The following is a 25,491-nucleotide window of genomic DNA, read 5'->3' as shown; positions in this document are numbered from 1 at the left end:
GCCCGCCTTTGGATGTTGACGATGCGCCACCTCGCTCATTGCCTGATCCTGTTGCTGGCGCCAGTTGCAGCGCAGGCTTCGGACGCGCTCGGCGGCGCTGGCCAAAGTGCGTGCAGCTACGCGCCGGCAGAAGTGGAGCGCGTGGCGGCCCCGGCCGCCGCCGTCAGCATCGCCAACGCCCCGCCGGCGACTCCGGTCCCGGCCAAGACCGCCACCCCGCGTGCCGGTGGTGGCAGCGACGATGATCTGCTGCCGCGCCTGCGTGCACCGCGCTGGCATCGCCTGCTGCCCGGGATGTTCCGCTGATCCAGTCGTTGTTGCGCTGGTGGCAGCGCACACCGCCTCCGCTTGATGACGCGCTTTGGCAGCGGACCTGCCAGCAATGCCTGTGGTTGTCCGGCTTGTCCGCTGAGCGCGAGCGCAAGCTGCGGGCGTTGGTAGAGCTGTTCCTGCAACGCAAAACCATCACCCCGGTTTCCGGGCTGGAACTGGACGACGGCCAGCGCACGTTGCTGGCCGCCCTGTGCTGCCTGCCGCTGATCGAGTTCGGCCGCGAGGGCCTGCATGGCTGGTCGGAGCTGGTGGTGTACCCGGATGCATTCCGCGTGCGCCAAAGCCATACCGATGCGGCCGGGGTATTGCATGAGTGGGATGACGAACTGATCGGCGAGGCCTGGGGCAGCGGCCCGCTGATCCTGTCATGGGCTGATGTGCGGGCTGACATCGCCGATCCGCAGGCCGGCTTCTGCGTGGCCGTGCATGAGATGGCGCACAAGATCGATGCGCTGGATGGCGCCATCGATGGCACGCCGCCGTTGCCGCGCGACTGGCAGCGGCAATGGGCGCGGGATTTCCAGCAGGCCTACGACGCGTTCTGCGCACAGGTGGATGCGGATGTTGAAACCGTGATTGATCCCTATGCGGCGGAAGCGCCGGAGGAGTTCTTCGCGGTGGTCAGCGAGTACCACTTCTCCGCGCCGGAACTGCTGGAGCAGACGATGCCGACGGTGGCGGAGCATCTGCGGCGGTTTTATGGGCCCGTTGAAGCTGGGCTGCGGTAGCGGTAGCGCAAGAGCAAGATCAAAAGCGAACCCCTCCCCAACCCTCCCCTTGGCTACGCCAAAGGGAGGGAGCCAAGCACGCGGTCTGCTCCCTCCCTTGCGCACGCAGTGCGTAGGGGAGGGTTGGGGAGGGGTCGGATTTTGACTTTGGCCTTGGCTTTGACTCCTCACGCACCCAGTGCAGAGGATAGGCGGCCTGCTGAAGCCATGATCCAGCGAGGAATCAGATACCCGGCGGCAAGGTCACTTCAAACCGGGCGCCGCCCAGTTCTTCCGAACGCTTGACCTGCAGTTCGCCACGATAGGCCTTGATCAGGTCCTGCACGATCGACAGACCGATGCCGTGGCCCTGCACGCGCTCATCGCCGCGCACGCCACGCTGCAGCACCTTGGCGATGTTGTCCTCGGCGATACCCGGACCATCGTCATCCACTGCCAGCACCAGACCAGCGCGCTTGCCGTTGCCTGCGGTGATCGGCTTGGCCGTCAACAACACCCGGCGATTGGCCCACTTGAAGGCGTTCTCCAGCAGGTTGCCCAGCAGTTCCTGCAGATCACCCGGCTCACCGTAGAAGTTCACCCCCGGCGTTACCTCGAACTCGCAGAACACACCCTTGGCGGCGTAGACCTTTTCCAGCCCACGCACGATTTCTTCCGCCGTGGTCTCGATGGGCACCGGTGCCGAGAACAACTTGTGACCTGACGATGCCGCACGCGCCAGCTGGTAGGACACCAGGTTGTTCATGCGCTGCAGCTGCACGCCAACTTCCTCGCGCAGATCAGCCTCGTTGCTGGTGCCGCTTTCCAACTGGGTACGCAGCACTGCCAACGGCGTCTTCAGGCTATGTGCCAGGTCGGCCAGGGTATTGCGCTGGCGTTCGAGGTTTTCGCGCTCGCTTTCGATGAAGGCATTGATGCTTTCAGTCAGCGGCTCCAGCTCACGCGGATGCAGCTCGCTCATGCGCTCGCGTTCACCGCGCTGCACGCGGGTCAACTCGTTGATCACGCGCTTGAGTGGACGCAGGCTCCACTGCAACACCAGCGTCTGCAGCAACAGCAGGATCAGGCCGGTAACGCCCAGCCAGAACCACACCGCCGCGCGGAAGCTGCGCAGCTGCATGCCCAGCGCGCGCGAATCCTCCAGCACATAGATGGTGTATGGAAATTCGGATTCGGGCGCGCCATCGCCACCCCATACCAGGCCCATGCCATAGCGATAGACCTCGCCGGGCGTGCCGTCGATCTGGGTGATGGGCAGGGGGCCTTCGAACACTTCCTCGCGCGGCTTGAGCGTACGCCCACTGACGTCCGGCAGCATCGGGCCTTCGGCCGACATCGAGTTCGCTACATGGCCGGGCATGACGACCTGCAGGTACAGGCCGCTGCCGGGGAAATCGAAACGCGGATCCGGTGGCTGTTCGCGGATGTACAGCGAGCCATCGCGGGTGAAATCGATGCCCCCGGCATAGGCGGTGGCGTAGTTCTTCAGGCGTTCGCTGAGGTTGTCACGCGCGGTCTGGCCGAAGGCCGCATCCAGCGCGTAACCGGCCAAGGCCAGGAAGGCCACCAGGCCCACCGAGGCAGCCAGCAGCTGGCGGGCCTGCAAAGAGCGGGGCCGCCAACGCTTCAATAGCCACTGACGGCCCGTCATGACGCTATGCCCCTACGGGGCTCAGCCCTCGTTGCGCGGGATCGCGAAACGGTAACCGCGGCCGCGCACGGTTTCGATCGGCTTCAATTCGCCATCGGGATCGAGCTTCTTGCGCAGGCGGCCGATGAACACTTCCAGCACGTTGGAGTCGCGGTCGAAGTCCTGCTGGTAGATGTGCTCGGTCAGGTCGGCCTTGGAGACCAACTCACCGGCATGCATCATCAGGTACTCCAGCACCTTGTACTCGTAGCTGGTCAGGTCGACATTGCTACCAGCCACGCTCACCGTCTGTGCGGCCAGATCCAACGCCACCGGGCCACATTCCAGGGTCGGCTTGGACCAGCCAGCGGCGCGGCGCAGCAGCGCGTTGACGCGAGCCAGCAGCTCTTCGACATGGAACGGCTTGACCAGATAGTCGTCGGCGCCCTGCTTCAGGCCCTCGACCTTGTCCTGCCAGCTGGAACGTGCCGTCAGGATCAGCACCGGGAATTTCTTGCCCTCGTCACGCAGCGCGCGGATCAGCTCCATGCCCGACATCTTGGGCAGGCCCAGATCGATGATGCCCACGTCGAACGGCACTTCGCGGCCCATATACAGGCCTTCTTCGCCATCCTGAGCGGCATCCACGGCGAAACCTTCGCGCTTGAGGCGTGCCGCAAGGGTTTCCCGCAGCGGGGCTTCGTCTTCAACCAGAAGGATACGCATGAACTCTCCCTAGTACTTTGGGCCGGCCTGGCGGCCAGCGTGTGTATTCAAAAACCACAACCACTATCGCTGTTCAGGAGTTATCGCCGCGTGGTGGCAGCTCCGCCCGCTGTTCGCGCGGGTGGTCTCGTGAAGGCGCAGGGTCGTCCATGTAGCGTACGCGCCCACGGTCATCCATGTATTTGACACGATTGATGTCGCGGCCGTCATACGGCACGCGCTCGGCACCAAGAATGCGCCCACCGGTCTCGCGTTGCACGCGCCGCACGGCGTCGGACAACGAGCGGTCTGTACCCGCCTGGCGGCCAGCACGGGCAACGCGCTCACCACCCTCAACACCACGGGCGTTGTCGCCCCGCGACTGCTGCGGCTGCTGCGCCGACGCTACGACCACGCCCGGACCAGCCACGATCAACGTGGCAATCAGGGCGACCAGCAGACGACGACGGGAAAGCGAATGCATGAGGCAGATCCTAGCGGACGGCGAGGCAACGTTCAAAATTCGTAAACCACGGACCGGGAAAATTTTCCGGAGAGCTTGCGAAATTGAGCCAAATTCTTGATTTTTAGGGGTGAATCCGATCTGAATCCGGCCCCTGTCCTGCGCACTCGTTCAGCAAGCTGACCGGACAAATGCCGAACAACCGCCCTAGTGGACGCTTCACGCCACCCGCTCTGCCTGACGACGGGTGACCTGCAACGCCTGTTCGACCAAGCCCCAGTCGGCGCCGGGCCGGTGTGCGCCCTCGCTGAGCACCTGACGGAAGCCACGCCCGCCCGGCTGCCCATGGAACAGGCCAAGCAGGTGCCGGGTGATGTGCTTCAGGGCCAGGCCGCCGGCCAGCTGTGCTTCAACATACGGACGCAGCGCGACCAGCAGCTCCTCACGCCCGCTCAGCGGCTGCCCTGTCTGGGCACAGTCCAGCGCATGCAGCACATAGGGATCGTGATAGGCCGCCCGGCCGAGCATGACCCCGTCCAGGTGCTGCATATGCTCCTGCGCGGCCTCTACCGTGGCGATGCCTCCATTGATCACCAACGGCAGGGTCGGGCGCTCGCGCTTGAGCTGGTAAGCCCATTCGTAGCGCAGCGGCGGAATTTCGCGGTTCTCCTTGGGCGACAGGCCCTTGAGCCAGGCATTGCGGGCGTGCACCACCACCATCGCCGCGCCCGCCTGTACCTGCCGGTCCACAAAACCGGCAAACACCTCGTAGTCCTTGTCCTCGTCCACGCCCAGGCGGCACTTCACCGTGATCGGGATATCCACCGCAGCGACCATCGCCGCGACGCATTCAGCAACCAATTCAGGTTCGCGCATCAAACAGGCACCAAAGCGTCCGGCCTGGACCCGGTCGGACGGGCAGCCACAGTTGAGGTTGACCTCGTCATAGCCCCAGTCGGCAGCAATACGCACGGCCTGTGCCAACGCATCGGGATCGCTGCCGCCCAACTGCAGCGCCAGCGGCTGCTCGACCGGATTGAATCCGATCAGCCGCTCGCGGTCGCCATGGATCACCGCATTGGCATGCACCATCTCGGTATACAGCCGCGCACCCGGCGCCAACAGCCGGTGGAACACCCGGCAATGCCGGTCGGTCCAATCCATCATCGGGGCGACAGACAAGCGCAGGGAGTCGGCGTAGCGGGAGTTTTGAGGCAGGGAAGGCATGCAGCGCGGGATCTTGTGATGCGTGGATGGCACTATTTTCGCCTAATTCGGCAACCGCCGCTGATCAGACAACTGCCGCCTTCAGCTTAGAGAGCATTGCCGACTTCCGCTCGCAAGCCTTTCCAAACCACTCAGTCCAGCTTTTTGGAAACAAAGCTGAGCAGGTTTTGAAGAAATTCAGCGGGCAAACTGCAGAAATCTGAGACCGAACAGCTGCCGAAGGCAGATGCGAGGCGGCAGCGCAGGTCGGCAGATATTTGACTGAAGCCATTACTGCAAAGTGCCCCGAGTAAGTGAACCTGCCCCCTTTCTTGCTATCAAGGCCCGCCCGCGGCAGATGCTCGGAGACGGCGCCTACCTGTAGTTTGTCTCACGCGGCCAAACCGATGAAGGCGCGTCGCAGCGCGAATGCAGCGACCCTGCCCGCACCGGGAGTGCTGCGCGAGCCTCCAGCTCAACTGGATCTGTTCGCATGAGGGGCAATCGCGGACAGCTGGACATTTTGACCATGACCGGCAGCGAAAGGTGGACGCCAATCACAAGACCTCCGAAGAAGCCCTAAACCTACAACTCCTCCTCGATCAGGCAAGAGCGCTTGAATCACTATCTCGTCGAGGCAACAAAGGTCGATGACAGGACACAACCAATGACCACCACTACCGTCTTCCTGCTGCTCGCTGAGTTCGGTACCGGACACATCCCCTTGGAGAAGTGCTGCCAGCACTTTGGGATGAAGCCGGAGGAAGCGAACAAGCGCGCTGCGCGCCAGTCGCTTCCGGTTCCAGTGTTCCGCCTTGGCAGCCAGAAGTCGCCATGGCTTGTTGCTGCGGATGTGCTTGCTACCTACATCGACAGCCAGAGAGCACAAGCAGCCAAGCAGTGGCGGAAATTGCAGCATGCAAACTGAAGATTACAAAGACAAAGGGCTCTCAGTTGAGAGCCCTTTGCTATAGGTAGAACCGAGCGAAAAATCCTCGTCAAACTGACTTGCAGCTAACGGTGACGATCGTTTCGCCACTGGTGCTGCGCGTTACCGTTGACGTGCATTGGATCTTTGTTGAGCTGATGGGGCCTGTGACAGGAACGCCCAACCCATTGACCCAATCGACAAAGTCAAATCTATCGGCAGGGTTCAAGGTGAAGTCGTAGATAATTGTCTGGCCATCGCCACCAGCAACGGCATCAGTCGATTCCGGCACAGAATTGCCAGAACGATCCTTCAGCGTCCCCTTCTGATACACGAATTTCTTTAGCGTGTTGTCCCATGCGGCGACAAACGTAGACCCATTGGGCAGCCTGCCGGTCACGGTAACGACAGGTTGGCTAGTGCTTAGGCCGAGAACCCCCGCGAGCATACTGGTTATCGTCGCGCGATCTTGGACCGAAACGGCTTGGGCATAGACATAGTTGACGGCCGCTTCTCGCATTTGCGGATAGCGGGCGAAATCGTAGGCATCATCGGGGTAGGTATTGAGTGAGCTCGGGACCGTAATGGACATCGCGCGGATGTTTCGCACAACGGAACCGAACTCCACCGCCAATGCCTCTACCGTCATTACATCCACAAGCGGGATGCCCTGACACTCAGGCTTTGGGTAGTTGGACGGTGGACATTGCTTCGGACTTCCAAACGATTCATTGATGACGCTGAACTTGCCAACCAAACCGTTTTGAGGGTTCACGTAGTAATGGATCGCGTCATATGGAGGCCTGGCGCGTTCCGCAGCAGAGTAGGCCTTTTGCTCCATATCTGCGTAGGTGCATCCGTTGCAAATCTCAACCTTCTTCTCTTGCGCAGCCGCATCCGACATTGCAAGCAATCCACCACAAGATGTAACGACGAGCAAAAGCGCCTTACTGACAATTCCCTTCATCACTGGTGACTCTCCTGGAGAGCACCCTCCATGGGTGCAGGGTGAATCTAACACCACGACCACACCCTATTCATCTTGCGATGCAGCGCTGTAATAGAATCCGCGCTCAACGTTTTGAAGTCACCCCGACGATCCGTTCCCATGCAAATACCACCTTCCAGCTGCTCGCTGAGTTCGGTACCGGACACATCCCCCTGGAGAAGTGCTGCCATCACTTCGGGATGAAACCCGAGGAAGCGAACAAGCGCGCTGCGCGCCAGTCGCTGCCGGTACCGGTGTTTCGCCTGGGCAGCCAAAAGTCGCCATGGCTGGTTGCGGCCGATGTGCTTGCCGCTTACATCGATGGGCAGCGGGACGAGGCACTCAAGCAGTGGCAAAAGCTACAGCGGGCCTCATGACTTCCCTTCCGCAAGTCTCAGTTGCCAGCCAACTGAGTTGCAAATCGCAGACCGCCTTGCAGGGCATCCTGAAGAGTGGGGTAGTTCGGAAGGTCAGGGGATTCAATCGCCGGCAATTCACCCACCTCAATCAAGTGCACGAATGCCTCGCCGCCTTCAGGTTGCCATGCTTCAACATAGATGTCTTGGCCATACCAAGAGGTAACGAGCTGATCACGACGAATAGTAGGGCCCATAGCTTTCTCCTTTGCTTGTCGCCAGATGCTGGGCGAGCCAGAGAGTAGTTGTCAATGCCAAGCAGGACGACAACAAAGGATCTGCAGAATGCACAACGCCGCCCTAGAACGCACAACGCTGAGAGCCCACGAAGCAGCGGTAGAGGCTCCAGAGGGCATCGTGAAGAAGCCGCGCGTTCGTGGAGCTAGGGACGAGAAACCTCGATTCTGTGACGCAAGTGATCATGGAACGGCGCCCTTCCAAGATGGATATAGAACTCGTCTAGGAAGGCAGTCGCAGACTCAATTGCCCAAGCCGCGCAATCTGGCGAAAGGAACCGAGGGATATAGCGCACCGTGTCGGGCAAGAACTTGAATGACCTTACAAGCCTTTCCTGCAGAGAGCTTCCGTACAAATAATCCGGCCCAACCATGCCATCGGTGCCGATATCGAGCCAGTCGTGCTTGTAGTGGATGAGCCGATTACGAAGATCTACAAGGGTTTGCGCATTACCCCATAGGACGTCCGCGTGACCGATGGGTGCAGCACCGCCGTCTTCCAGCAACTCATTCAGGCGCAATAGCGTAGTTGGTTGCCCTTTGACCGGCACCCTTGGCTTCTTGTCGTTCTCCGCAATCTCGTTGGCGGTGGCATCCATGAATGCTCCTGCGCTAATCACTGCGGCTGAAACGTGTGCAGATAGAGCAATGGCCATTTCCTCTGACTCATCAATCTCGAGCGCCTGAGCGCTCCTCGCATGATAGGCAGCCATCTGCGCGTGATGCAGAGAAAAGTGAGTTCGTATCAGCAAACCAGTAATCAAAGATTAACCCTCAACCCTTCTTCGGGCAGATTGATTCTCATATAGCGGGAGTGCTCGATCAACCCAATCTGACGGCGTGCGGTATCGCTCACCATGCCAGCATTCTGGAGGGGTGTTGCCACGCCGACGAAAGAAGAAAGAAGAAAGAAGCGAGCCGGCGAACTTCTCACCAGTCGCTGCCAGTGCCTGTATTCCGCCAAGGTAGCCAGAAGTCGCCTTGGCTCGTTGCTGCGGATGTGCTGGCTGCTTACATCGATGGGCAGCGCGATGAGGCTACGAGGCAGTGGCAGAAGCTCTAACGAGCATGCTAGCCAACGCACCACTAAGGTTGAACGTTCTCACTAATCGAAGAAAGGAAGTCCCACTGTGTGTACTTCACTGACTCGATCATGTTTTGCAACGACCAGCCGTCAGTCCCCAATGCTTGAAAGTTGACTGCAAGCCCACTTTTCTCCGCAAACTGAATTCTCGAGATTTTGCGGTCAGAGTTGCTCGGGTCGGGAACCGTAGGCTCATCGAATTTCTCTAGAGCCCCTTCAATAGCCGCCAAGTTATCAACATCGTGGACAACGACAGTAATTTCTAGGTCATACGGCGGCTTTAGGGTAGATATCGCTGTTGGGGAGAAGTACTTCTGCTTCGCCTCCTCGTCGTCGACGCTCTCAGCAATGGAGAAGTAGATTCCTTGAATCTCGTCGCCGAATTTATCAACCAGCCACTTTTTTATCTGCTTGAGCAGGCCTGTGCTCTGAAGCAACTCGTTGAACTCATCAGGTAGCTCCACACGCGTGTAACTGCGCGCAAGCCAACTACTGAAGATTTCCTTGTATTGCATTGCTGGATTGCTTTCATCATCCACAATTCGATAGCCACATGGCGGAATGGATGCAAGCAGTTCACGAGGAACCCACACTCGTTGCTCGATCGAAAGTTCGAGACCCAGAGAGCCATCGTTCTCGGAATGCGCAAAGGAGTGCAATGTTCGCGGATGAGCACCATCTCGAAAGGCTGCACCCAGGCCATCCGAGTCGAGAGGCCGTGCCGCGATTAGCTCTACAAGGGGAGCTTTGGATAAATCCGGATTTCGCAGATTACAGGTTTGACTCGCCACCACGAAGAAGGGATGACCAAATGAGTTGGCCATCCCGAATTTCTCACTTTCAACAACACTACCCTGCCACCAGTCCAGTTGACCGATGGCCGACGCGTCGAAACTCCCTTCTTCAGACGACGGGGAAGTCTGCTTCAAAGGCGCGCGATCTGATGCTGGAGTTTCCAGCACGTCTGGCCCTTTGTTGAATAGTCGGCGCAAGCTCTGTAAAGGCATCTCTAAGGCGAACCATAACATCCTGTTCACCCAAGGATAACGAAAGAATCGACCGAATTGTCGATCCATCCTTAAGAGGGCTATTCACCAATTTCAGAGCGAAGGTTCGCTCCTCTCGAGTTTCGAGCTCTGAAAGTACCTGACGAAACTGTGCAATTCGCTCAACTCTACCGGCTCGAGGCTCGGACTCGCCGCTCATCCAGGCATAGACTGCTTTCCGCGTAACCCCGAAAAGGTCGGCTAGCTTGGAAATGCTGACATCAGAGTTGAACCTTAGCCACTCCAAGTCCAAAGCCCATGCAGGAGCATCACCGCCTTCGCTCGCCAGCGACTTGCCAGCCTTGGACGCAGCGGAAGCAGAGGTTGTGATCAGGAACGACTTACCTTCCGCATTTATCGAGGCGCTTACTGGCCCATGAGATGCAGGAACTCCACATGCAATCGCGACGGCCAATGCACCAGCACAGCCAAGGCCCAATCCTGTAGCTGTCGGAGAACTCACTGCGCTATGCACAAATGTCTTACGCATAGCTCCAGCTTTAGAGTCGAAATTGTAAGTTCTCGTAGTCACGTCTTTACCTCCTTCCAGAAGATGAAGGCCTTATCACTGCAGATATTTCGGAAGTAGTCATTGCATAAGTCATGCAAAACACGAACTTCGGCAGCCACCTCAGTACTGCCCTCGATCTTCCAGTCCAATTCGGACTTGAACGCGTCGATATCCAGCACACCTTCGTTGAACTGCAGACGCGGAACAGGGCTCTCTTCACTCTCCGATGGCGTTACGGTTGCAATGTAGGCAGCCAAGAGGTCATCTGCGATCACATAGGCTGATGCTCCTGTCACCACTCGAACATGCAATCCTGCATCCCCAACTGAATAAACCTGCTTTGAGCTTCCTCCTTGCAATTCGCCAGGAAAACTACTCCACGCAGGCGTGTATGGCAGGAGCTCCTTACTTATGTACTGAGAAAGATCATCATCGGAGAACTCCGGCCGAATATGATCCACATACCTTATACCGAAGGTTTCAACGTCTAAGTGCTGAGCAGATGCCAGCAATGCATCAAGGACACACTGCAGATCGTCACAGAAATCGTTGAATTTTCCGTATGCTTTCGACTGCAGCACCACTCCGCCCTTCCACAGCTGGAAGCCGCGAGAGCGGTCCTCGCTCATGAATACGAAGCTGGAGCCTACTTGACTGTCATCAAACTCTGCCGGGTCCACCGAGATCTCGATGCCTCGAGGGCCGCTTCTCTGATGCACACGAGTCAACACCGGAAAGCGCTGGTACACACGCTCCTGTATCGCCCCTATCCACGCAGGCATGGACTCTCTGGAGCGGAAGGTAACACCACAAACTACGAACACCAGAGGTGCGTTACCCAGCACACCAGCCCTATCAACCATGGCACGCTCGACTAAACAATCGGTACGCGAAAGTATACACACGAAGTGTGTAGTAGCGGGAAAAAGTGTGTAGTTGTGGGAACTGGTCGTCACAATGTAGCGCCCCCATCGCTATCCGCAAGGCGTACATCGAAGCTACAAAAATGCGACGAACGCGCGAAAGCCACAAGCAACTAATTGATTTTAATAATATAAATAGTATTGTCCGTCCAATCCATCATCGGGGCGACAGACAGGCGCAGGGAGTCGGCGTAGCGGGAGTTTTGCGGCAGGGATGGCATGCAGCGCGGGGTCTTGTGATGCGTTGATCGGCTATTTTCGCCCAAGTCCCGCGTTCACGCTGGCATATCGGTACTGGCTTTCAGCTTGCGACCGGGTTTGTGTGCGGCCGTTTGGCTGCAAGCGGCGCCAAAAGCTGGCGGATCACGGCAGCAGGAACAGGCCGCAGCGATCCGCCTGGATCAGGACTGCCCAAGGCAAACACCGGGGCGTTGATCAAGGCAGACCCGGCATCAGCAACATCAACAGCAGCCACAGCACCTTGCATGCCACGTGCAGGGCCTGGTCCAGGTTGTAGCTGATGCGATGGCCACACTTGAGGTCATCTATCAGCATGTGGGTCAGGGTTTCCAGCACCGCAAGCACGATGCTGCCGGTGATCCAGCCCACCGCGCCGCCATGGATCACACCATGCGCGGCCAGTGCCTGGTACCACGGCACATCGGGCACCGGCGCATGCCGGTTCTTGGCCCGCGACAGAAACTCACCCTGCAAGGGGTAGTCGGCCACGACATGGGCAAAGACCAACAACCCAAACATCTGTAGCAGCGTGTAGTAGGTCATCTAGGGTGTGCGTTGGGGCGTGGATCGGAGTCTGGCATCACTTGGGGTACCGGCGCGATCTGTGCTGCACAAACTTCCGGGGATCCATATCCGGCGACACGCAAGCCCGGCACGCCCCCTGCGTGCGCCCTGCATGCCGACTCGGCAGCACCCGCGCTGCCTGGCCACTTACCCACCTGTGCTTGTTGTCTTGGCGCCTGCCATGCAGACCGTGGTCGTCATGGCAGGTCGAGTCTAGACCGGTGACGTAAGAACAGCGCCGCTAGAATTGGCGGCCCCCTATTCGAGCACCGTCATGAACGCCTATGCCCTGCTGGCCTGCGCCATCGCCCTGGAAGTGCTCGCCACCTCCCTGCTCAAGGCGTCTGATGGCATGAGCCGGCTATGGCCAACCGTTGGTGCCCTGGCCGGTTACAGCGTGTGCTTCTGGTTGCTGGCGCTGGTGATGAGGACGATACCCACCGGCATCGCCTATGCGATCTGGTCCGGTGTCGGCATCGTGCTGATCTCCTTGATCGGGTTGTTCGTGTTCAAACAGAAGCTTGATGCGGCCGCCATCGTCGGCATTGGCCTGATCTGCGCCGGGGTGCTGGTGATCAACCTGTTCTCGCGCTCGTCGGCGCATTGAGCTGGGATGGCTCCGTTGGGGATCGCCGGTAAGGCCCCTGCCGAGCGTGGCTCGGCACTACCGCTTCGCTCCCTCCCTCTTGCGTAGCAAAGGGGAGGATTGGGGAGGGGTGCATTGGCTCTTGCCTGCTTCGCGGCTTATGCCACTCCCACAGGTGATCTGGTAATGCCCCTGCCGAGCGTGGCTCGGCACTACGTGGCATTGATCGGCACTGCCTTAAACTGTGCGCCCCCGCGTCAGGAAGTTGTCGATGTACGGAACAGACGTTGCGCTGCTGGTTATCGATCTACAACCGGATTTCATGCCCGGCGGTGCCCTGCCCTGCCAGCACGGCGATGCCATCGTGCCCGCCATCGCTGCGCTGCTGGATGCGCGTGAATATCAGACCGTGGTTGCGACCCAGGACTGGCATCCGGCCGATCATGCCTCGTTCGCCAGCCAGCACGCGGGGCACAAACCCTTCGACTCCATCCAACTGCATGGCCAGCCACAAGCCCTATGGCCGGACCACTGCGTGCAGGGCAGCGCAGGTGCCAGCCTGGATGCACGCGTGGACTGGAAGCATGCCGACCTGATCCTGCGCAAAGGCACCCAGCGCGACGTGGACTCGTATAGCGCGTTCCGCGAGAACATCGGCCCACAGGCCACGCGCGCGCCCACCGGACTGGCTGGCTGGCTGCACGAACGCGGCATCCGCGAAGTCCATGTCTGCGGACTGGCACGTGACTACTGCGTGCTGTGGAGTGCGCAGGATGCTGCGATCAGCGGTTTTGCCGTGCGCTTCCTGTGGGAGCTGACCCGTCCGGTGTCGGCAGCCAACGATGCCGCCACCCGCATCGCCTTGAACGAATGCGGGATCCACATCGACTAAGCCCGATCTGCGGATCCGGCTCGACTGATCAGCGGAACACCACCGTGCGGTGGCCATTGAGCAGGATGCGATGCTCGACATGGCGGCGCACCGCGCGCGCAAGCACCTGCGACTCGGTGTCACTGCCCAGCTGCACCAGGTCACGCGGCGTCATCGCGTGATCCACCCGCGCAACGTCCTGCTCGATGATCGGGCCTTCGTCCAGGTCCGAGGTCACGTAATGCGCGGTCGCGCCGATGATCTTGACCCCGCGCGCATGCGCCTGGTGGTACGGCTGTGCGCCCTTGAAGCTGGGCAGGAAGCTGTGATGGATGTTGATCGCGCGGCCCGACAGCGCCTGGCATAGACGCGGCGACAGGATCTGCATGTAACGCGCCAGCACCACCAGATCGATGCGTTCACGCTCGACCAGGTCGATGATCTGTTGTTCCTGCTGCTCGCGGTTCTCGGTGCTCACTGGCAGGTGATGGAACGGCACATTGTAGGAACCGGCCAGCCCGGCAAAGTCGTTGTGGTTGGATGCCACCGCAGCGATATCCACCTTCAGCTGGCGGCTATGGGTGCGGAACAGCAGGTCATTGAGGCAATGGCCCTGCTTGCTGACCAGCACCAGCAGGCGCGCGCGGCGACGCGCATCATGCAGCTCCCATTGCATCGCGAATTCTTCGCCCAGGCCCTGCAGCCTGGCACGCACCACCGGCTCATCCCCGCTGGTACTCATGTCGAAATGCACACGCAGGAAGAAGCGGCCGCTTTCGTCATCACCAAACTGCTGGGCATCGAGGATGTTGCAGCCCGACTCGAACAGCAGGCCGGACACGCGATAGACGATGCCGGTGCGGTCCGGGCAGGAAAGGGTGAGGATGAAATCAGGACGCATGGCCAACAACATTTATCAGTGGGGTCGTGGAAAGTAACCGTTCCAGTCGATTCCCAGCAAAGACAGTTGCAGCTGACACAGTTTACCCCCCGGCCTGCTCAGTGCGGATGCACCGTCAACGCCACCAGCCGCATCACCAAGGGCCGCACCAGCAGCACGCAGCAGAAGGCGGTCGGCATCGCCAGGCAATAGGCGGACAGCACCCGCGCCGGGAACTGGCCATCGATGCCGGCATTGGCGGCGGTGATCACCAGGCACATCAGCATGGCCATGATCGAGGCCATGAAGAACGCGAAAACAACAGGCGTGGTGCGCGCATGCAATTTCCAGCGGGCAACGGCGACGGAACGGGGGTCTGGCATCCAGCGAGGTCCATGCATGCAGCAATCAGGCGCTGCGGGCCGGGCACGATAGTCGGCGAGCCGGGGGACGGCTAGATCGCGTCGGCTTGGGGCTTTATAAAGATTTACTTTGCAATCCTCCCGGAAAATGCCGACCGGCATGAACATTCTCCAATCCATCCGCAGTTTCATCCGCACCGCCGACGCCGGCAGCCTGGCCGCTGCCGCGCGCACCCTGGGCATCAGTGCGGCAGCGGTGGGCCAGAACATCGCCCGTCTGGAAGCCCATCTGGGCGTACGCCTGTTCAACCGCACCACCCGCCAATTGGCCCTGACCGAGCGTGGCGCGCTGTATCTGGCGCAGGTGCGGCATATCGAGCGCGACCTGCAGCGGGCCCAGGCAGCGGTGACCGATCCCGACGCGATACCGGCGGGCCGCCTGCGCATCGCCAGCAGCGCGGCGTTCGGCCGGCATGTGCTTGCGCCATTGCTGCCGGCCCTGCAACAGCGCTACCCGCGACTGGAAATGGAGCTGCTGCTGGCCGACCGCAGCGTCGATCACGCCCATGAGGACGTGGATGTCAGCATCCGCATCGAACCGCAGCTGGAAGAGGGATTGGTGGCACGGCCCATCGCGCAGGTGCCGTTCGTGTTCTGTGCCGCGCCGGCCTATCTGGCCATCGCCGGCATGCCGCGTTCGCCCGATGAGCTGCGCGAACATCGCTGCCTGTTGTTCCGCTACCCGCTGGATGGGCGCTACCTGCGTTGGGGTTTCGTCCGCGATGGCCTGCGCTTCGATGCCGAAGTGCAACCGGCATTGGTCAGCGACGACATCGATGCACTGGCGGCGATGGCGGCGCGCGGCGGCGGCATCACCCGGCTGGCAGCCTTTGTCGCCGCGCCCTACCTGGCCCGCGGCGAACTGCAGGCCTTGTTCCAGGATGAGGCCAGCAGCGATACGCGGGCCTCACCGGAGCCGATGCGCCTGTTCCTGTGCGTCAGCGACCGCCGCGACCTGACCCCGAAAGTGCGCTCGCTGCTGCAGCACATCCTCGATGCCCTGCCGCCGGCCTGGCGCATCGACATCGATCACGCCTGAGCGCCAGCGGCGGTATGCCGCTGGCGCCTCCGCCGAACGTCAGCCCTGCCTAGCAGGCTTGAACAGACCGCGCGCTTCATGTGGTTCGCAACGCAGGTACTGCGGCGACACCGTCAACTGTGCGCCCAAGGCCGCGGCCGCATGCCACGGCCAACGCGGGTCGTAGAGGATGCCGCGGGCGATGCCGATCGCATCGGCCTTGCCATCGACGAGGATTTCCTCGGCATGCGTCGGCTCAGTGATGAGGCCCACCGCGATCACCGGCGTGCCGATCTCGGCCTTGATCGCTGCCGCCTGCGGCAGCTGGTAGCCGGGGCCGACCGGAATCTGCTGGCGTGGGTCCAGCCCGCCACTGGAAACATGCAGGAAATCGTTGCCACGTGCTTCCAGCGCCTTGGCCAGCTCAATGCTCTGGGCGACATCCCAGCCGCCTTCCACCCAATCGGTGGCGGAGATGCGCACACCCAAGGCCACATTGGCCGGCACCACCGCGCGCACCGCATCGAATACACGCAACAGCAGGCGCATGCGGTTCTCCAGCGAACCGCCGTACGCGTCGTCACGCCGGTTGCTCAGCGGCGACAGGAACTGGTGTAGCAGGTAGCCGTGTGCGGCATGCAGCTCGATCAGCTCCAGACCCAGCCGCACCGCGCGCCTGGCGGCAGCGACAAAGTCTTCGACCACGGCTTCGATGCCGGCATCATCCAACGCTTCCGGGATCGGGTCACCGGCCTTGAACGGCAGCGCCGACGGCGCCAGCACCTGCCAGCCGTGTTCCTGACCCGGGGCGATCGCGCCACCACCGTCCCACGGGCGCGCAGTGGACGCCTTGCGCCCGGCATGCGCCAGCTGCACGCCGATCGGCATGTTCGACCAGCGTCGCGTCGATGCCAGCACCTTGCCCAATGCCGCCTCGGTAGCGTCGTCCCATAAGCCAAGATCGGCCCAGCTGATGCGCGCACGCGGCTCCACCGCCGTGGCTTCGATGATCAACAGGCCGGCGCCGGACTGCGCCAGCTGACCCAGGTGGATCGTGTGCCAATCAGTGGCCTGCCCATCCTGCGCCGAGTACTGGCACATCGGCGCGATGACGATACGGTTGGAGAGGGAAAGCGGGCCTAGCGACAACGGTGAGAAAAGCTGGCTCACGTGGGGAACGTCCATCAACAGTGGGGGCGCTCATTGCACGCCGCGCCGGCCGTTGATTCAACCGGCAAGATGGATCACTGCGTCTTGATGCCGTCCAACAGGAAGGCAAGTGCCTGGGCACAAGGCATTTCCACCTTCAACGACAGCAGGTGATCGGCGCGGGTGCGGCCAAGATTGACGGCAGCTATCGGCAAACCGGCCTTGGCGGCGGCATCGACGAAGCGGAAACCCGAGTACACCATCAGCGACGAACCCAGCACCAGCACCGCGTCGGAACGCTGCAGGTGCTCGTGCACCGCGGCCACACGTTCGCGCGGCACGTTCTCGCCAAAGAACACCACGTCCGGCTTCAACACGCCGCCACATGCTTCGCAGGCAGGCACATCGAACGAAGAGAAATCAGCCTCCAGATCGGCATCACCATCGGGCGCGATGCCCGCTTCCAGTACGTCCCAACCAGGGTTGGCGTGCAGCAGTCGTTGTTGCAGCAACTCGCGCGAGCTGCGTGCTTCGCAACCCATGCAGCGCACCTGGTCCAGGCGACCATGCAGGTCGATCACGGTCTGGCTGCCCGCCGCTTGATGCAGGCAATCCACGTTCTGGGTCAGCAACAGCTCGATGCGACCATCGGCTTCCAACGCCGCCAGCGCACGGTGCGTGCCATTGGGCAGGGCCTGGCCGAAGCGCGGCCAACCGAGCAGGCTGCGCGCCCAGTAACGCCTGCGCGTCGCCTCCTCTCCCATGAAGGCCTGGTAGGTCACCGGCGGCGTACGCTTCCATTGCCCATCGCTGTCGCGATAGTCGGGGATGCCGGAGTCGGTGCTGCAACCGGCACCGGTGACCACGAACAGGCGCCGATGGCCAGCAATGAACTGCGGCAGTTCGGTGATTACCGCTGGCGATAAACGCCCAGTCTGTGCCGACGAAGTGGTCATCACCGTGCGGCTCAGGCCTGCGCCGGCAGCGTCGGCACGGTGGTTGGATGACCTTCACCATCGAGCGCGATCATCACGAAGGTGCCCTTGGTGCAGAGCGCGCGTTCGCCGTTGTGCAGGTCTTCGGCGATCAGTTCGACTTCCACATGCATCGAACTGCGGCCGACCTTGACCACCCGGCCGATGGTTTCCACCATCTGCCCGATGCGGATCGGCAGCTTGAAATCGACCTGGTCCGAGCGTGCGGTGACCACGGTGCAACGCGAGTAACGGGCAGCGGCGAGAAAGGCCGCCTTGTCCATCCACGCCAGCGCCTGGCCGCCGAACAGCGTGCCCATATGGTTGGTGTGGTTGGGGAACACGATTTCCGCCATGCGGACTTCGACCGGCGGATTGGTTTCGACGATGGGGGTCATGGAGGCATCACCTGTAAGTTGGCGCAGATGATACGCCCGCGAAGCTGTGCAGCTTGTGTACGCAGCTGCAGGAATTTTTGTAGGAGCGGCGTGAGCCGCGAAGCTGATAAAGCCTCAGAAGCCTGCAAAGCCCCCCTCCCCAACCCTCCCCTGCGCTTCGCGCAAGGGAGGGAGACGAGCGCCCTCCCCTTCACTTTCGGTGAAAGGGAGGGAGCAAATCAAAACGCCATATCGAACGCCACTTCGCCCTGCACGCCCACCTGGTACGCAGAGGCGCGGCGCTCGAAGAAGTTGGTCAGTTCCTGCACGTCCTGCAGCTCCATGAACGGCAGCGGGTTGCGCACGTTGTACTTCTTGGCCATGCCCAGCTTCAGGAAATGGTTGTCGGCGCAATGTTGCAGGTATTCACGCATGTCGCGGGTGGAGATGCCGGCCACGCCACCGGACAGCACGTCCTCGGCGAACTGCACTTCACAGTCGATGGCCTCTTCCAGCATCTGGTAGACCTCCTGCTCCATCTTCGCGTCGAACAGATCGGGTTCTTCAGCGCGGATCTTGCGCACGCACTCGAACGCGAACTCCATGTGGCAGCTCTCATCGCGGAATACCCAGTTGGTGCCCGAAGCCAGGCCCGGCAGCAGGCCGCGCGAACGGAAGTAGTACACGTAGGCAAACGCGGCGAAGAAGAACAAGCCTTCGATGCAGGCAGCGAAACAGATCTGGTTGAGCAGGAACTGGCGGCGATCGTCGCGGGTTTCCAGACGCTTGGTTTCCTGCAGCGCATCGATCCACTTGAAGCAGAACGCCGCCTTCTTCTTGATCGAATCGATGTTCTCGACTGCAGCGAAGGCCTTGAAGCGCTCTTCCGGGTCCGGCAGGTAGTTGTCCAGCAGGGTCAAGTAGAACTGCACGTGCAGCGCTTCTTCGTACAGCTGGCGCGACAGGTACATGCGCGCTTCCGGCGCGTTGAGGTGCTGGTACAGGTTCAGCACCAGGTTGTTCGACACGATCGAGTCACCGGTGGCGAAGAAGGCAACCAGGCGGTGGATCAGGTGCTGGTCGGCCGGCGACATCTTCTGGTGCAGGTCGGTGATGTCGATCTGGAAATTGATCTCCTCCACCGTCCAGGTGTTCTTGATCGCATTGCGGTACATCTCGTAGAAGTCCGGGTAACGCATCGGACGCAGGGTCAGCTCGAAACCGGGATCGAGCAGCATTTGACGGGGGGAGTCGGACATTTTGGGTCTCCATTCCCTTCTCCCTGCGGGAGAAGGTGGCGCGTAGCGCCGGATGAGGGTTGGTTCCTTGGGGGGGTGGCGCTACGTGCTTTTAAGAGCGCCCTCACCCCAACCCCTCTCCCGCGGGCGGGAGAGGGGCTTTGAGCTTTACTGGCAGGCTTCGCAGGCTTCCGGGTTTTCCAGCGAGCAGGCCACGGCTTCCACCGGGGTGTAGCTGCTGACCGTGGTTTTGGCGATCTTGGTGGCCGGACGCGAGCGCAGGTAATACGTGGTCTTGATGCCTTGCTTCCAGGCGTACATGTACATGGACGACATCGCGCCGATGTTCGGGCTTTCCATGAACAGGTTGAGCGAGGCCGACTGGTCGATATAGGCACCGCGTGCGGCGGCCATGTCGATCAGCGAACGCATCGGCAGTTCCCATGCGGTGCGGTAGATGTGCCGCAGGGTTTCCGGGATCTGCTGCAGGCTCTGGATGGAACCGTCGGCGAGCTTGATCGCATCGCGCACTTCCGGCGTCCACAGGCCCAGCTGCTTCAGCTCGGCAACCAGGTGGCGGTTGATCTGCAGGAAGTCGCCGGACAGGGTTTCGCGCTTGAACAGGTTGGACACCTGCGGCTCGACGCACTCATAGCAACCGGCAATCGAGGCGATGGTCGCGGTCGGCGCGATCGCGATGATCAGCGAGTTGCGCAGGCCGTGCTGCTTGATGCGCTCGCGCAGTGCGTCCCAACGCTCGACGTCGTCCGGCACCACGTTCCACGCATCGAACTGCAGCTCGCCGTGGGCAGCGCGGGTGTCGTTGAACGAGGGGTGCTTGCCGCGTTCCTGGGCCAGTTCACAGGACACTTCCAGCGCGTGGAAATAGATGGCCTCGGCGATCTTGGTCGACAGCGTGCGTGCTTCGGCTGAGTCGAAGGCCAGGCGCTTGCGGAAGAACACGTCCTGCAGGCCCATGCAGCCCAGGCCGACCGGGCGCCAGCGCAGGTTGCCGCGGCGTGCGGTTTCGATCGGGTAGAAGTTCAGGTCGATGACGCGGTCGAGTTGACGCACGGCCAGGCGCACGGTCTCGGCCAGCTTCTCGAAATCGAAATCACCATGTGCGTCGAGGTGGTTGCCGAGGTTGATCGAGCCCAGGTTGCAGACCGCGGTCTCGTCGTTGGAGGTGATCTCCAGAATCTCGGTGCACAGGTTGGACAGGTGGATCACGTTGCCCGCGCGCAGGGTCTGGTTGCTGGCCAGGTTGCACTTGTCCTTGAACGTCATCCAGCCATTGCCGGTCTCAGCAAGGGTGCGCATCATCCGCGAATACAGCTTGCGTGCCGACACGGTCTTGCGCGCCTTGCCCTGGGTTTCCGCCTGCACATAGGCCTGCTCGAAGGCCGGGCCGAACAGGTCGGTCAACTCCGGCACCACGCGCGGATCGAACAGCGACCATTCCTGGTCAGCCTCGACGCGCTGCATGAACAGGTCCGGCACCCAGTTGGCCAGATTGAGGTTGTGGGTGCGGCGTGAATCATCACCGGCGTTGTCGCGCAGTTCGAGGAAGTCCTCGATGTCGGCGTGCCAGGTTTCCAGATAGACGCAGGCCGCGCCCTTGCGCTTGCCGCCCTGGTTGACCGCAGCCACCGAGGAATCCAGTGTCTTCAGCCACGGCACGATGCCGTTGGAGTGGCCGTTGGTGGACTTGATCAGCGAGCCACGCGAACGCACGCGGGTGTAGCTGACGCCGATGCCACCGCTGAACTTGGACAGCTGGGCGATGTCGGCATAGCGGTCGTAGATGGATTCCAGCGAATCCTGCGGCGAGTCCAGCAGGAAGCACGAGGACAGCTGCTCGTGGCTGGTGCCGGCGTTGAACAGGGTCGGGCTGGACGGCAGGTAATCCAGGCTGCCCAGGCGCTGGTACAGCGCCAATGCTTCTGGCACGTCCTCGCTCAGCGCGCTGGCGATGCGCAGGAAGAACTGCTGCGGGGTTTCGATGACCTTGCGCGAATGCGGATGCCGCAGCAGGTAGCGGTCATACATCGTGCGCAAGCCGAAGTAATCGAAGTTCAGGTCGTAGCCCGGATCGATCGCGTCGTTGAGCTTGCGTGCATTGACCTGCACGAAGTTGAGCAGGCGGTCGTTGATCAGGCCGACTTCGTGGCCACGGCCGACCGACTGCGAGAACGCATGGATTTCCTGGCCAGAGACTTCCTTCGCAATGAAGTTGGCCAGCAGGCGCGCGGCCAGGCGGCCGTACTCGGGCTCTTCACCGATCAGCAGGGCGGCGGTACGGATCGACAGCTCATCCAGTTCCTGGGTGCTGGCGCCGTTGTACAGGCCGGAGATGGTGCGCGTGGCCACCCGCATCGGGTCCACCGCGTGCAGGCCTTCGCAGCAACGCTGGATGGCGCGGACGATCTTGTTGAGGTCTACCGGCTCGGTGCTGCCATTGCGCTTGGTCACGCTCATGGCGGTGGCGGTCGGCGGCGGGGTCAGTTCAAAACCGGCTTCAGCCGGAGCGACGTCAGTATGAGTGGCAGTCACGACGATGGTGTCCTTGCAAACGTTATGCACGCAGCTCCTGCCCGCGCAGGAAGCAGAGCCGGTACGGAGCAGCGAGCATGGAAGGACGGCGTCGCAGCAGCCGCGACAGCGCACGACCCAGGGTCGGCAGCAGCCACGGCACCACGTCACCAGCCGTCTTCCCCTCGAAGACACCGCAGCCGGCACCACGCGGTGTGCATCGCGTGGCTGTCGGCAGGTCTTCGGACTCATGGGCAGGAAGGCGGGGGCCTTCTCCTACTCCGCCGCTTCCCAAGGCCTGTGCCTCAGTGCTGTTGGCGGGGTCGTTCCCAATTACCGCTGCGGGGCAGTGCCGGACTAGCCTTGAAGGCATCACCGGCTTCCCTATTAATCCGACGGAAAATTCCGCCAGAACCGACGGAGCACAAGATAGTGGGGGTGTATTACAGGGTCAACACCAAATCTAGTATTTCTTTGCCAAGCCTTGCGGCACAAGGCTTGGACTGTCTGCCGCCCCGGCCGGACACCGGAACCTGCTCGAACGGTGTGCGCAGTCAAGCCTTTTGCAGAGTTTTTTTGTAGGGAAACCACCTGTCTTGACTACGTAAATTTCTGATGAAGTTCCGGGCGTGACTTCCGGCCGACGCAGCCCTTGCCGCGAGCGGCCAAGCTGGCCGCATCCTCCTGCCACGAGCTCGCCGCCATGCGCCTGCTGCCCATCGCCACTTCGCTGGCCCTGCTGCTGCCGCTGGTCGCCCAGGCAGGCACGGTCAAGGCGCCGGAGCTGTCCGCTGACCAATGCGGCGTGTCCACCGACTACAACGTGCTGGTCGACGGCGGCGGTATCTGGCTGCGTCGCGATACGCTGCCGATGCGCGAGATCGTGTTCCACGACGGCCAGCTGAGCATAGACAACCGCATGCAGACGGTCTCAGCGGAAGATGCACAACGGCTGCGCGCCCTGGAGGATGGCGTGCGCCGGCTGATGCCGGCGGTGACCGGCATCGCCACCGAGTCCGTTGGCATCAGCTTCGATACGTTGGACTCGGTTTACGAAGGCCTCACCGGCAACGCCAACTCCCGCAAAGTGCGCAAGTTGCGCAAGGAGGCCGAGCGCTTTGTCGAACAGACCATCGGCCGCGGCCGCTGGGACCAGGACCTGTTCAATGAAGGTTTCGAAGCACGGGTGCAGGATGCCGCCGAGAGCCTGAGCGGCTCCATCGCCCGTAGCATGCTGTGGGCGGTATTCACCGGTGGCGAGGACAAGCTGGATGCGCGCGCGGACAAACTCGATGCCGAACTGGAGCAACGCCTGGAAGGGCGCGCTGCTGCCCTGGAGCAGCACGCGCGCTCACTGTGCACGCAGGTACAGGCGCTGGATAGGCTGCAATCGGCACTGGAATTCCGCTTCGATGGCCAACCACTGCAGATGATGCGCGTGAGCGGCGATGGCGCGACGATGGCGGCGCGCGAGCAAGGCCAGGACGACAGCATTCCGTTGCCAACGAGGTAAAAGCGTGCCATCGGTAGTGCCGAGCCATGCTCGGCAGAGACGTTACCGGGAAAGTCCCTGCCGAGCATGGCTCGGCACTACAGGGCATGGCCTTGGAAGCTGGCAATCTGCAAACGGCCCAAAAGCCTACCCCTCCCAAACCCTCCCCTTGGCTTCGCCAAAGGGAGGGAGCACAGCTCAGCCCTTCGGCAGCTGCGCCAGCTCCTCGCGCACCAGCTTCACCACCAGCTTGTCCAGGGTGTCGACCGAATAGTTCTCCACCTCATGCACGGTCTCGCTGCCCGGGCCGCTGGAGGGATCACTGGCGTCCTTGTAGGTGAGGAAGATGAAACGCCCGCCGGTGTACTGCGCGATCTGCCGCTGCGCGATCTCGCCGGTGGTGTCCTGGCCGGATGCCGCCACGCTCAACACTTTGATCCCCTTGCCCAGCGCGGCCAGCATGGTCTGCTCGTAACGCGGCTGCGGGTAATCCATGTGCGGCGGTGCATCGGCCAGTGACACCAGCAGGCGGGTGGTCGAGGCACCGCGCCAGTTCATCGCCTGTACCGCATGGTCGAAGGCCTCGTTCATTGCTTCCGGGTAATCGCCGCCACCATTTGCGCGCACACCATCTAGCACTTTCTGGAAGCCGGCAACGTTGTTGCTGAGGTCCCAGCCGCGCACGAAGTACTCGTCGCCACGATCACGGTAGGTCACCAGCCCCAGGCAGATGTCCGGGTTGGAGGGCAGTTGGGCGATATCGCGGACGATGCCCTGCAGCGAGTCACGCAGCTTGTCGATTTCATCGGCCATCGAGCCGGTGGCGTCGACCATGAACACCAGGTCGAGCTTGGCCCGCGTCGGCAGCGGCGCATCGGCCACCACCACCTGCAAGGCGTTCTTCTGTCCGCGTTGCAGGGCCGAGGTCACGGTCTTGCCGGCGCGCCGCACCTGCACCTGGTAGCTGGTCGAATCGCGGTCATCGAAGGCGTTCGGATGTACCCACACCTGTCCGCCGGCATCGGTACGCGCCCACATCCTTGCGCCGTTGCGGGCGGTAACCGCCACTTCCGCATCCGGCACCGGCCGGCCCTGTGCATCGACCACCTGCAGGCGCTGGCGCACGCTGACATCGCGGCCGAGATTGTTGGCTTCTTCATGACACTGCAGGAACTGCTGGAACGCAGTGAAGTCGGCGTTGTCGTCAACGACACCGGCGGTGACAGGCGCCTGCTGCTGACGCACGCTGCCAGTGGTGGGGATCGAGGCCATCGGCATTTCCGCGGCAGAGTAGCTGGCATCTGCTGCGGCCTCGGCGCGGACTGCCAACGACGGTGGAGGTGGCGGCGCCGCAGGTGCTGGCATGGGCGCCATCATCTTCGTGTCCGTCCTGTAGCTGTCCCCCTTGCGCATGCGCACCTCGCCCGCAGCGATGTCGTGCTGCTGCGGCCTCGGGCTGGGATCGGCGACCTCGCGCAGCACCGGCGCGTCACTGCAGACCGTAGCGCTGGGCGCACGGAAGTTGGGCTGGGTCTGGCGGGTGCGCTGTGTCATTGGCGCCTTGAGGTCGCCGGTGTTGTCCGTCACCGGGAACGGGGTATGCCGAACCGCCGCTGCTACCGGCAGGCCGACCAGCAACGTTACTGCCGCAGCCAATGCCATGTTGCGAACCGCCGGCCGGTTTGAACCCTTTGCGCTAGCCATGATTCCTGCTCCCATGCGTGCCGCGTCATGCGGCGTACGGGGATAGGAACGGATGGGGATGAGGAGTGGGGTTAAATCTGCCCCCTCCCTTGCGCTGACGCAAGGGCGTTCGATGGGCAGCGAACCGTTGGTTCGCAAGCTGCCCCTCTCACCCCGCAAGCAGGAGAGGGGCTCGAAGCGTAGTGGCCCGCCACGGGGGCGCGAGCACGGTCAGGAGGGGTGGGGGGGGGGCCCCGACGCGCGCCCG

Annotated in this window: 28 protein-coding genes, 1 pseudogene and 1 riboswitch; of the genes and pseudogenes, 10 read left to right on the top strand and 19 right to left on the bottom strand. The window is 61.8% G+C overall.

The annotated features are described in order from the left end of the window. The first annotated feature begins 21 nt into the window (after positions 1-21). Positions 22-306 (top strand): hypothetical protein, encoded by a 285-nt coding sequence (locus ACVOMF_RS02340; protein WP_481507829.1) that lies wholly within the window; start codon positions 22-24, stop codon positions 304-306. Continuing rightward, the gene (locus tag ACVOMF_RS02335; RefSeq protein WP_481507878.1) at positions 273-1,061 is read left to right on the top strand and encodes a M90 family metallopeptidase; all 789 of its coding nucleotides are present in this window, start codon (positions 273-275) and stop codon (positions 1,059-1,061) included. The genes ACVOMF_RS02340 and ACVOMF_RS02335 overlap by 34 nt, the downstream gene beginning before the upstream one ends. Before the next feature lie 223 nt (positions 1,062-1,284). Here the strand turns inward: ACVOMF_RS02335 and ACVOMF_RS02330 are convergent, their stop codons facing one another. The 4 genes from ACVOMF_RS02330 to dusA form a co-directional block, all read right to left on the bottom strand. Next, positions 1,285-2,712, bottom strand: a complete 1,428-nt coding sequence (locus tag ACVOMF_RS02330) for an ATP-binding protein (RefSeq protein ID WP_481507828.1) — start codon at positions 2,710-2,712, stop codon at positions 1,285-1,287. A 21-nt stretch (positions 2,713-2,733) separates the two neighbouring features. Beyond that, positions 2,734-3,417: a response regulator transcription factor gene (locus ACVOMF_RS02325; RefSeq protein ID WP_057627010.1), complete on the bottom strand. Its 684-nt coding sequence runs from the start codon at positions 3,415-3,417 to the stop codon at positions 2,734-2,736. 73 nt (positions 3,418-3,490) lie between these two features. Further along, positions 3,491-3,880 (bottom strand): PepSY domain-containing protein, encoded by a 390-nt coding sequence (locus ACVOMF_RS02320; protein WP_481507827.1) that lies wholly within the window; start codon positions 3,878-3,880, stop codon positions 3,491-3,493. A gap of 198 nt (positions 3,881-4,078) precedes the next feature. Next, positions 4,079-5,086 carry a tRNA dihydrouridine(20/20a) synthase DusA gene (gene dusA / locus ACVOMF_RS02315; protein ID WP_481507826.1) on the bottom strand — a complete coding sequence of 336 codons (1,008 nt, stop codon included), beginning with the start codon at positions 5,084-5,086 and terminating at the stop codon, positions 4,079-4,081. A 26-nt stretch (positions 5,087-5,112) separates the two neighbouring features. On the opposite strand from dusA, the gene ACVOMF_RS02310 reads away from it, so the two are divergent. Then, entirely contained in the window at positions 5,113-5,289 is a 177-nt protein-coding gene (locus ACVOMF_RS02310) for a hypothetical protein (RefSeq protein WP_481507825.1), read from the top strand. Positions 5,290-5,732: 443 nt separating this feature from the next. Then, the gene (locus tag ACVOMF_RS02305) at positions 5,733-5,993 is read left to right on the top strand and encodes a pyocin activator PrtN family protein (RefSeq protein ID WP_481507824.1); all 261 of its coding nucleotides are present in this window, start codon (positions 5,733-5,735) and stop codon (positions 5,991-5,993) included. Positions 5,994-6,063: 70 nt separating this feature from the next. Here the strand turns inward: ACVOMF_RS02305 and ACVOMF_RS02300 are convergent, their stop codons facing one another. Then, positions 6,064-6,960, bottom strand: a complete 897-nt coding sequence (locus ACVOMF_RS02300; protein ID WP_481507823.1) for a hypothetical protein — start codon at positions 6,958-6,960, stop codon at positions 6,064-6,066. Between the two features lie 41 nt (positions 6,961-7,001). Between ACVOMF_RS02300 and ACVOMF_RS02295 the strand changes: the two genes are divergently transcribed. Then, a complete protein-coding gene (locus ACVOMF_RS02295; RefSeq protein WP_481507822.1) occupies positions 7,002-7,358 on the top strand; it encodes a pyocin activator PrtN family protein in 357 nt (118 codons plus the stop codon). A 17-nt stretch (positions 7,359-7,375) separates the two neighbouring features. Here the strand turns inward: ACVOMF_RS02295 and ACVOMF_RS02290 are convergent, their stop codons facing one another. Together ACVOMF_RS02290 and ACVOMF_RS02285 are read right to left on the bottom strand one after the other, a co-directional pair. Continuing rightward, positions 7,376-7,594 (bottom strand): hypothetical protein, encoded by a 219-nt coding sequence (locus ACVOMF_RS02290; RefSeq protein WP_481507821.1) that lies wholly within the window; start codon positions 7,592-7,594, stop codon positions 7,376-7,378. Positions 7,595-7,779: 185 nt separating this feature from the next. Continuing rightward, positions 7,780-8,232, bottom strand: coding sequence for a hypothetical protein (locus ACVOMF_RS02285; RefSeq protein WP_481507820.1), 453 nt, complete (start codon positions 8,230-8,232; stop codon positions 7,780-7,782). 215 nt (positions 8,233-8,447) lie between these two features. On the opposite strand from ACVOMF_RS02285, the gene ACVOMF_RS02280 reads away from it, so the two are divergent. Beyond that, positions 8,448-8,696, top strand: a complete 249-nt coding sequence (locus tag ACVOMF_RS02280) for a pyocin activator PrtN family protein (protein WP_481507819.1) — start codon at positions 8,448-8,450, stop codon at positions 8,694-8,696. A 23-nt stretch (positions 8,697-8,719) separates the two neighbouring features. Here the strand turns inward: ACVOMF_RS02280 and ACVOMF_RS02275 are convergent, their stop codons facing one another. From ACVOMF_RS02275 to ACVOMF_RS02260, 4 genes and pseudogenes are all read right to left on the bottom strand, one after another. Continuing rightward, entirely contained in the window at positions 8,720-9,745 is a 1,026-nt protein-coding gene (locus ACVOMF_RS02275) for a hypothetical protein (RefSeq protein ID WP_481507879.1), read from the bottom strand. A gap of 136 nt (positions 9,746-9,881) precedes the next feature. Beyond that, positions 9,882-10,253: pseudogene (locus tag ACVOMF_RS02270) on the bottom strand (helix-turn-helix domain-containing protein); the annotation flags it as partial. Between the two features lie 38 nt (positions 10,254-10,291). Next, positions 10,292-11,137, bottom strand: a complete 846-nt coding sequence (locus tag ACVOMF_RS02265; RefSeq protein WP_481507818.1) for a TIGR04255 family protein — start codon at positions 11,135-11,137, stop codon at positions 10,292-10,294. A gap of 495 nt (positions 11,138-11,632) precedes the next feature. Then, positions 11,633-11,980 carry a DUF3307 domain-containing protein gene (locus ACVOMF_RS02260; protein WP_481507817.1) on the bottom strand — a complete coding sequence of 116 codons (348 nt, stop codon included), beginning with the start codon at positions 11,978-11,980 and terminating at the stop codon, positions 11,633-11,635. A gap of 295 nt (positions 11,981-12,275) precedes the next feature. Here ACVOMF_RS02260 and ACVOMF_RS02255 point away from each other — a divergent pair, with 295 nt between their 5' ends. Together ACVOMF_RS02255 and pncA are read left to right on the top strand one after the other, a co-directional pair. Next, positions 12,276-12,608 carry an SMR family transporter gene (locus ACVOMF_RS02255; protein WP_343229761.1) on the top strand — a complete coding sequence of 111 codons (333 nt, stop codon included), beginning with the start codon at positions 12,276-12,278 and terminating at the stop codon, positions 12,606-12,608. Positions 12,609-12,858: 250 nt separating this feature from the next. Next, entirely contained in the window at positions 12,859-13,479 is a 621-nt protein-coding gene (gene pncA, locus ACVOMF_RS02250) for a bifunctional nicotinamidase/pyrazinamidase (protein ID WP_481507816.1), read from the top strand. Between the two features lie 28 nt (positions 13,480-13,507). On the opposite strand, the gene purU is transcribed toward pncA, so the two are convergent. Both purU and ACVOMF_RS02240 read right to left on the bottom strand, forming a co-directional pair. Further along, positions 13,508-14,359, bottom strand: coding sequence for a formyltetrahydrofolate deformylase (purU, locus tag ACVOMF_RS02245; RefSeq protein WP_481507815.1), 852 nt, complete (start codon positions 14,357-14,359; stop codon positions 13,508-13,510). Positions 14,360-14,457: 98 nt separating this feature from the next. Then, a complete protein-coding gene (locus tag ACVOMF_RS02240; RefSeq protein ID WP_481507814.1) occupies positions 14,458-14,721 on the bottom strand; it encodes a DUF2798 domain-containing protein in 264 nt (87 codons plus the stop codon). 139 nt (positions 14,722-14,860) lie between these two features. Here ACVOMF_RS02240 and ACVOMF_RS02235 point away from each other — a divergent pair, with 139 nt between their 5' ends. After that, on the top strand, positions 14,861-15,799 hold the full coding sequence (locus tag ACVOMF_RS02235; RefSeq protein ID WP_481507813.1) for a LysR family transcriptional regulator: 939 nt from the start codon (positions 14,861-14,863) through the stop codon (positions 15,797-15,799). A 39-nt stretch (positions 15,800-15,838) separates the two neighbouring features. On the opposite strand, the gene ACVOMF_RS02230 is transcribed toward ACVOMF_RS02235, so the two are convergent. The 5 genes from ACVOMF_RS02230 to ACVOMF_RS02210 form a co-directional block, all read right to left on the bottom strand. Then, the gene (locus ACVOMF_RS02230) at positions 15,839-16,948 is read right to left on the bottom strand and encodes an NADH:flavin oxidoreductase/NADH oxidase (RefSeq protein ID WP_481507812.1); all 1,110 of its coding nucleotides are present in this window, start codon (positions 16,946-16,948) and stop codon (positions 15,839-15,841) included. A gap of 74 nt (positions 16,949-17,022) precedes the next feature. Beyond that, entirely contained in the window at positions 17,023-17,883 is an 861-nt protein-coding gene (locus ACVOMF_RS02225) for an NAD-dependent protein deacetylase (RefSeq protein WP_481507811.1), read from the bottom strand. 11 nt (positions 17,884-17,894) lie between these two features. Then, the gene (locus tag ACVOMF_RS02220; protein WP_481507810.1) at positions 17,895-18,299 is read right to left on the bottom strand and encodes an acyl-CoA thioesterase; all 405 of its coding nucleotides are present in this window, start codon (positions 18,297-18,299) and stop codon (positions 17,895-17,897) included. 218 nt (positions 18,300-18,517) lie between these two features. Beyond that, positions 18,518-19,537 carry a ribonucleotide-diphosphate reductase subunit beta gene (locus tag ACVOMF_RS02215; protein ID WP_303748362.1) on the bottom strand — a complete coding sequence of 340 codons (1,020 nt, stop codon included), beginning with the start codon at positions 19,535-19,537 and terminating at the stop codon, positions 18,518-18,520. 147 nt (positions 19,538-19,684) lie between these two features. Beyond that, the gene (locus ACVOMF_RS02210; RefSeq protein ID WP_481507877.1) at positions 19,685-21,994 is read right to left on the bottom strand and encodes a ribonucleoside-diphosphate reductase subunit alpha; all 2,310 of its coding nucleotides are present in this window, start codon (positions 21,992-21,994) and stop codon (positions 19,685-19,687) included. Between the two features lie 271 nt (positions 21,995-22,265). Beyond that, positions 22,266-22,482: riboswitch (cobalamin riboswitch) on the bottom strand. Positions 22,483-22,751: 269 nt separating this feature from the next. Here ACVOMF_RS02210 and ACVOMF_RS02205 point away from each other — a divergent pair. Next, positions 22,752-23,561, top strand: coding sequence for a DUF2884 family protein (locus ACVOMF_RS02205; RefSeq protein ID WP_481507809.1), 810 nt, complete (start codon positions 22,752-22,754; stop codon positions 23,559-23,561). Positions 23,562-23,738: 177 nt separating this feature from the next. On the opposite strand, the gene ACVOMF_RS02200 is transcribed toward ACVOMF_RS02205, so the two are convergent. Then, positions 23,739-25,244 (bottom strand): VWA domain-containing protein, encoded by a 1,506-nt coding sequence (locus ACVOMF_RS02200; RefSeq protein WP_481507808.1) that lies wholly within the window; start codon positions 25,242-25,244, stop codon positions 23,739-23,741. Between the last annotated feature and the right edge of the window lie 247 nt (positions 25,245-25,491).

This window comes from Stenotrophomonas sp. STEN022, assembly GCF_056760155.1.
The sequence above is the reverse complement of the archived record's forward strand: the minus strand, read 5'-3'. Positions and strand labels throughout refer to the sequence as shown.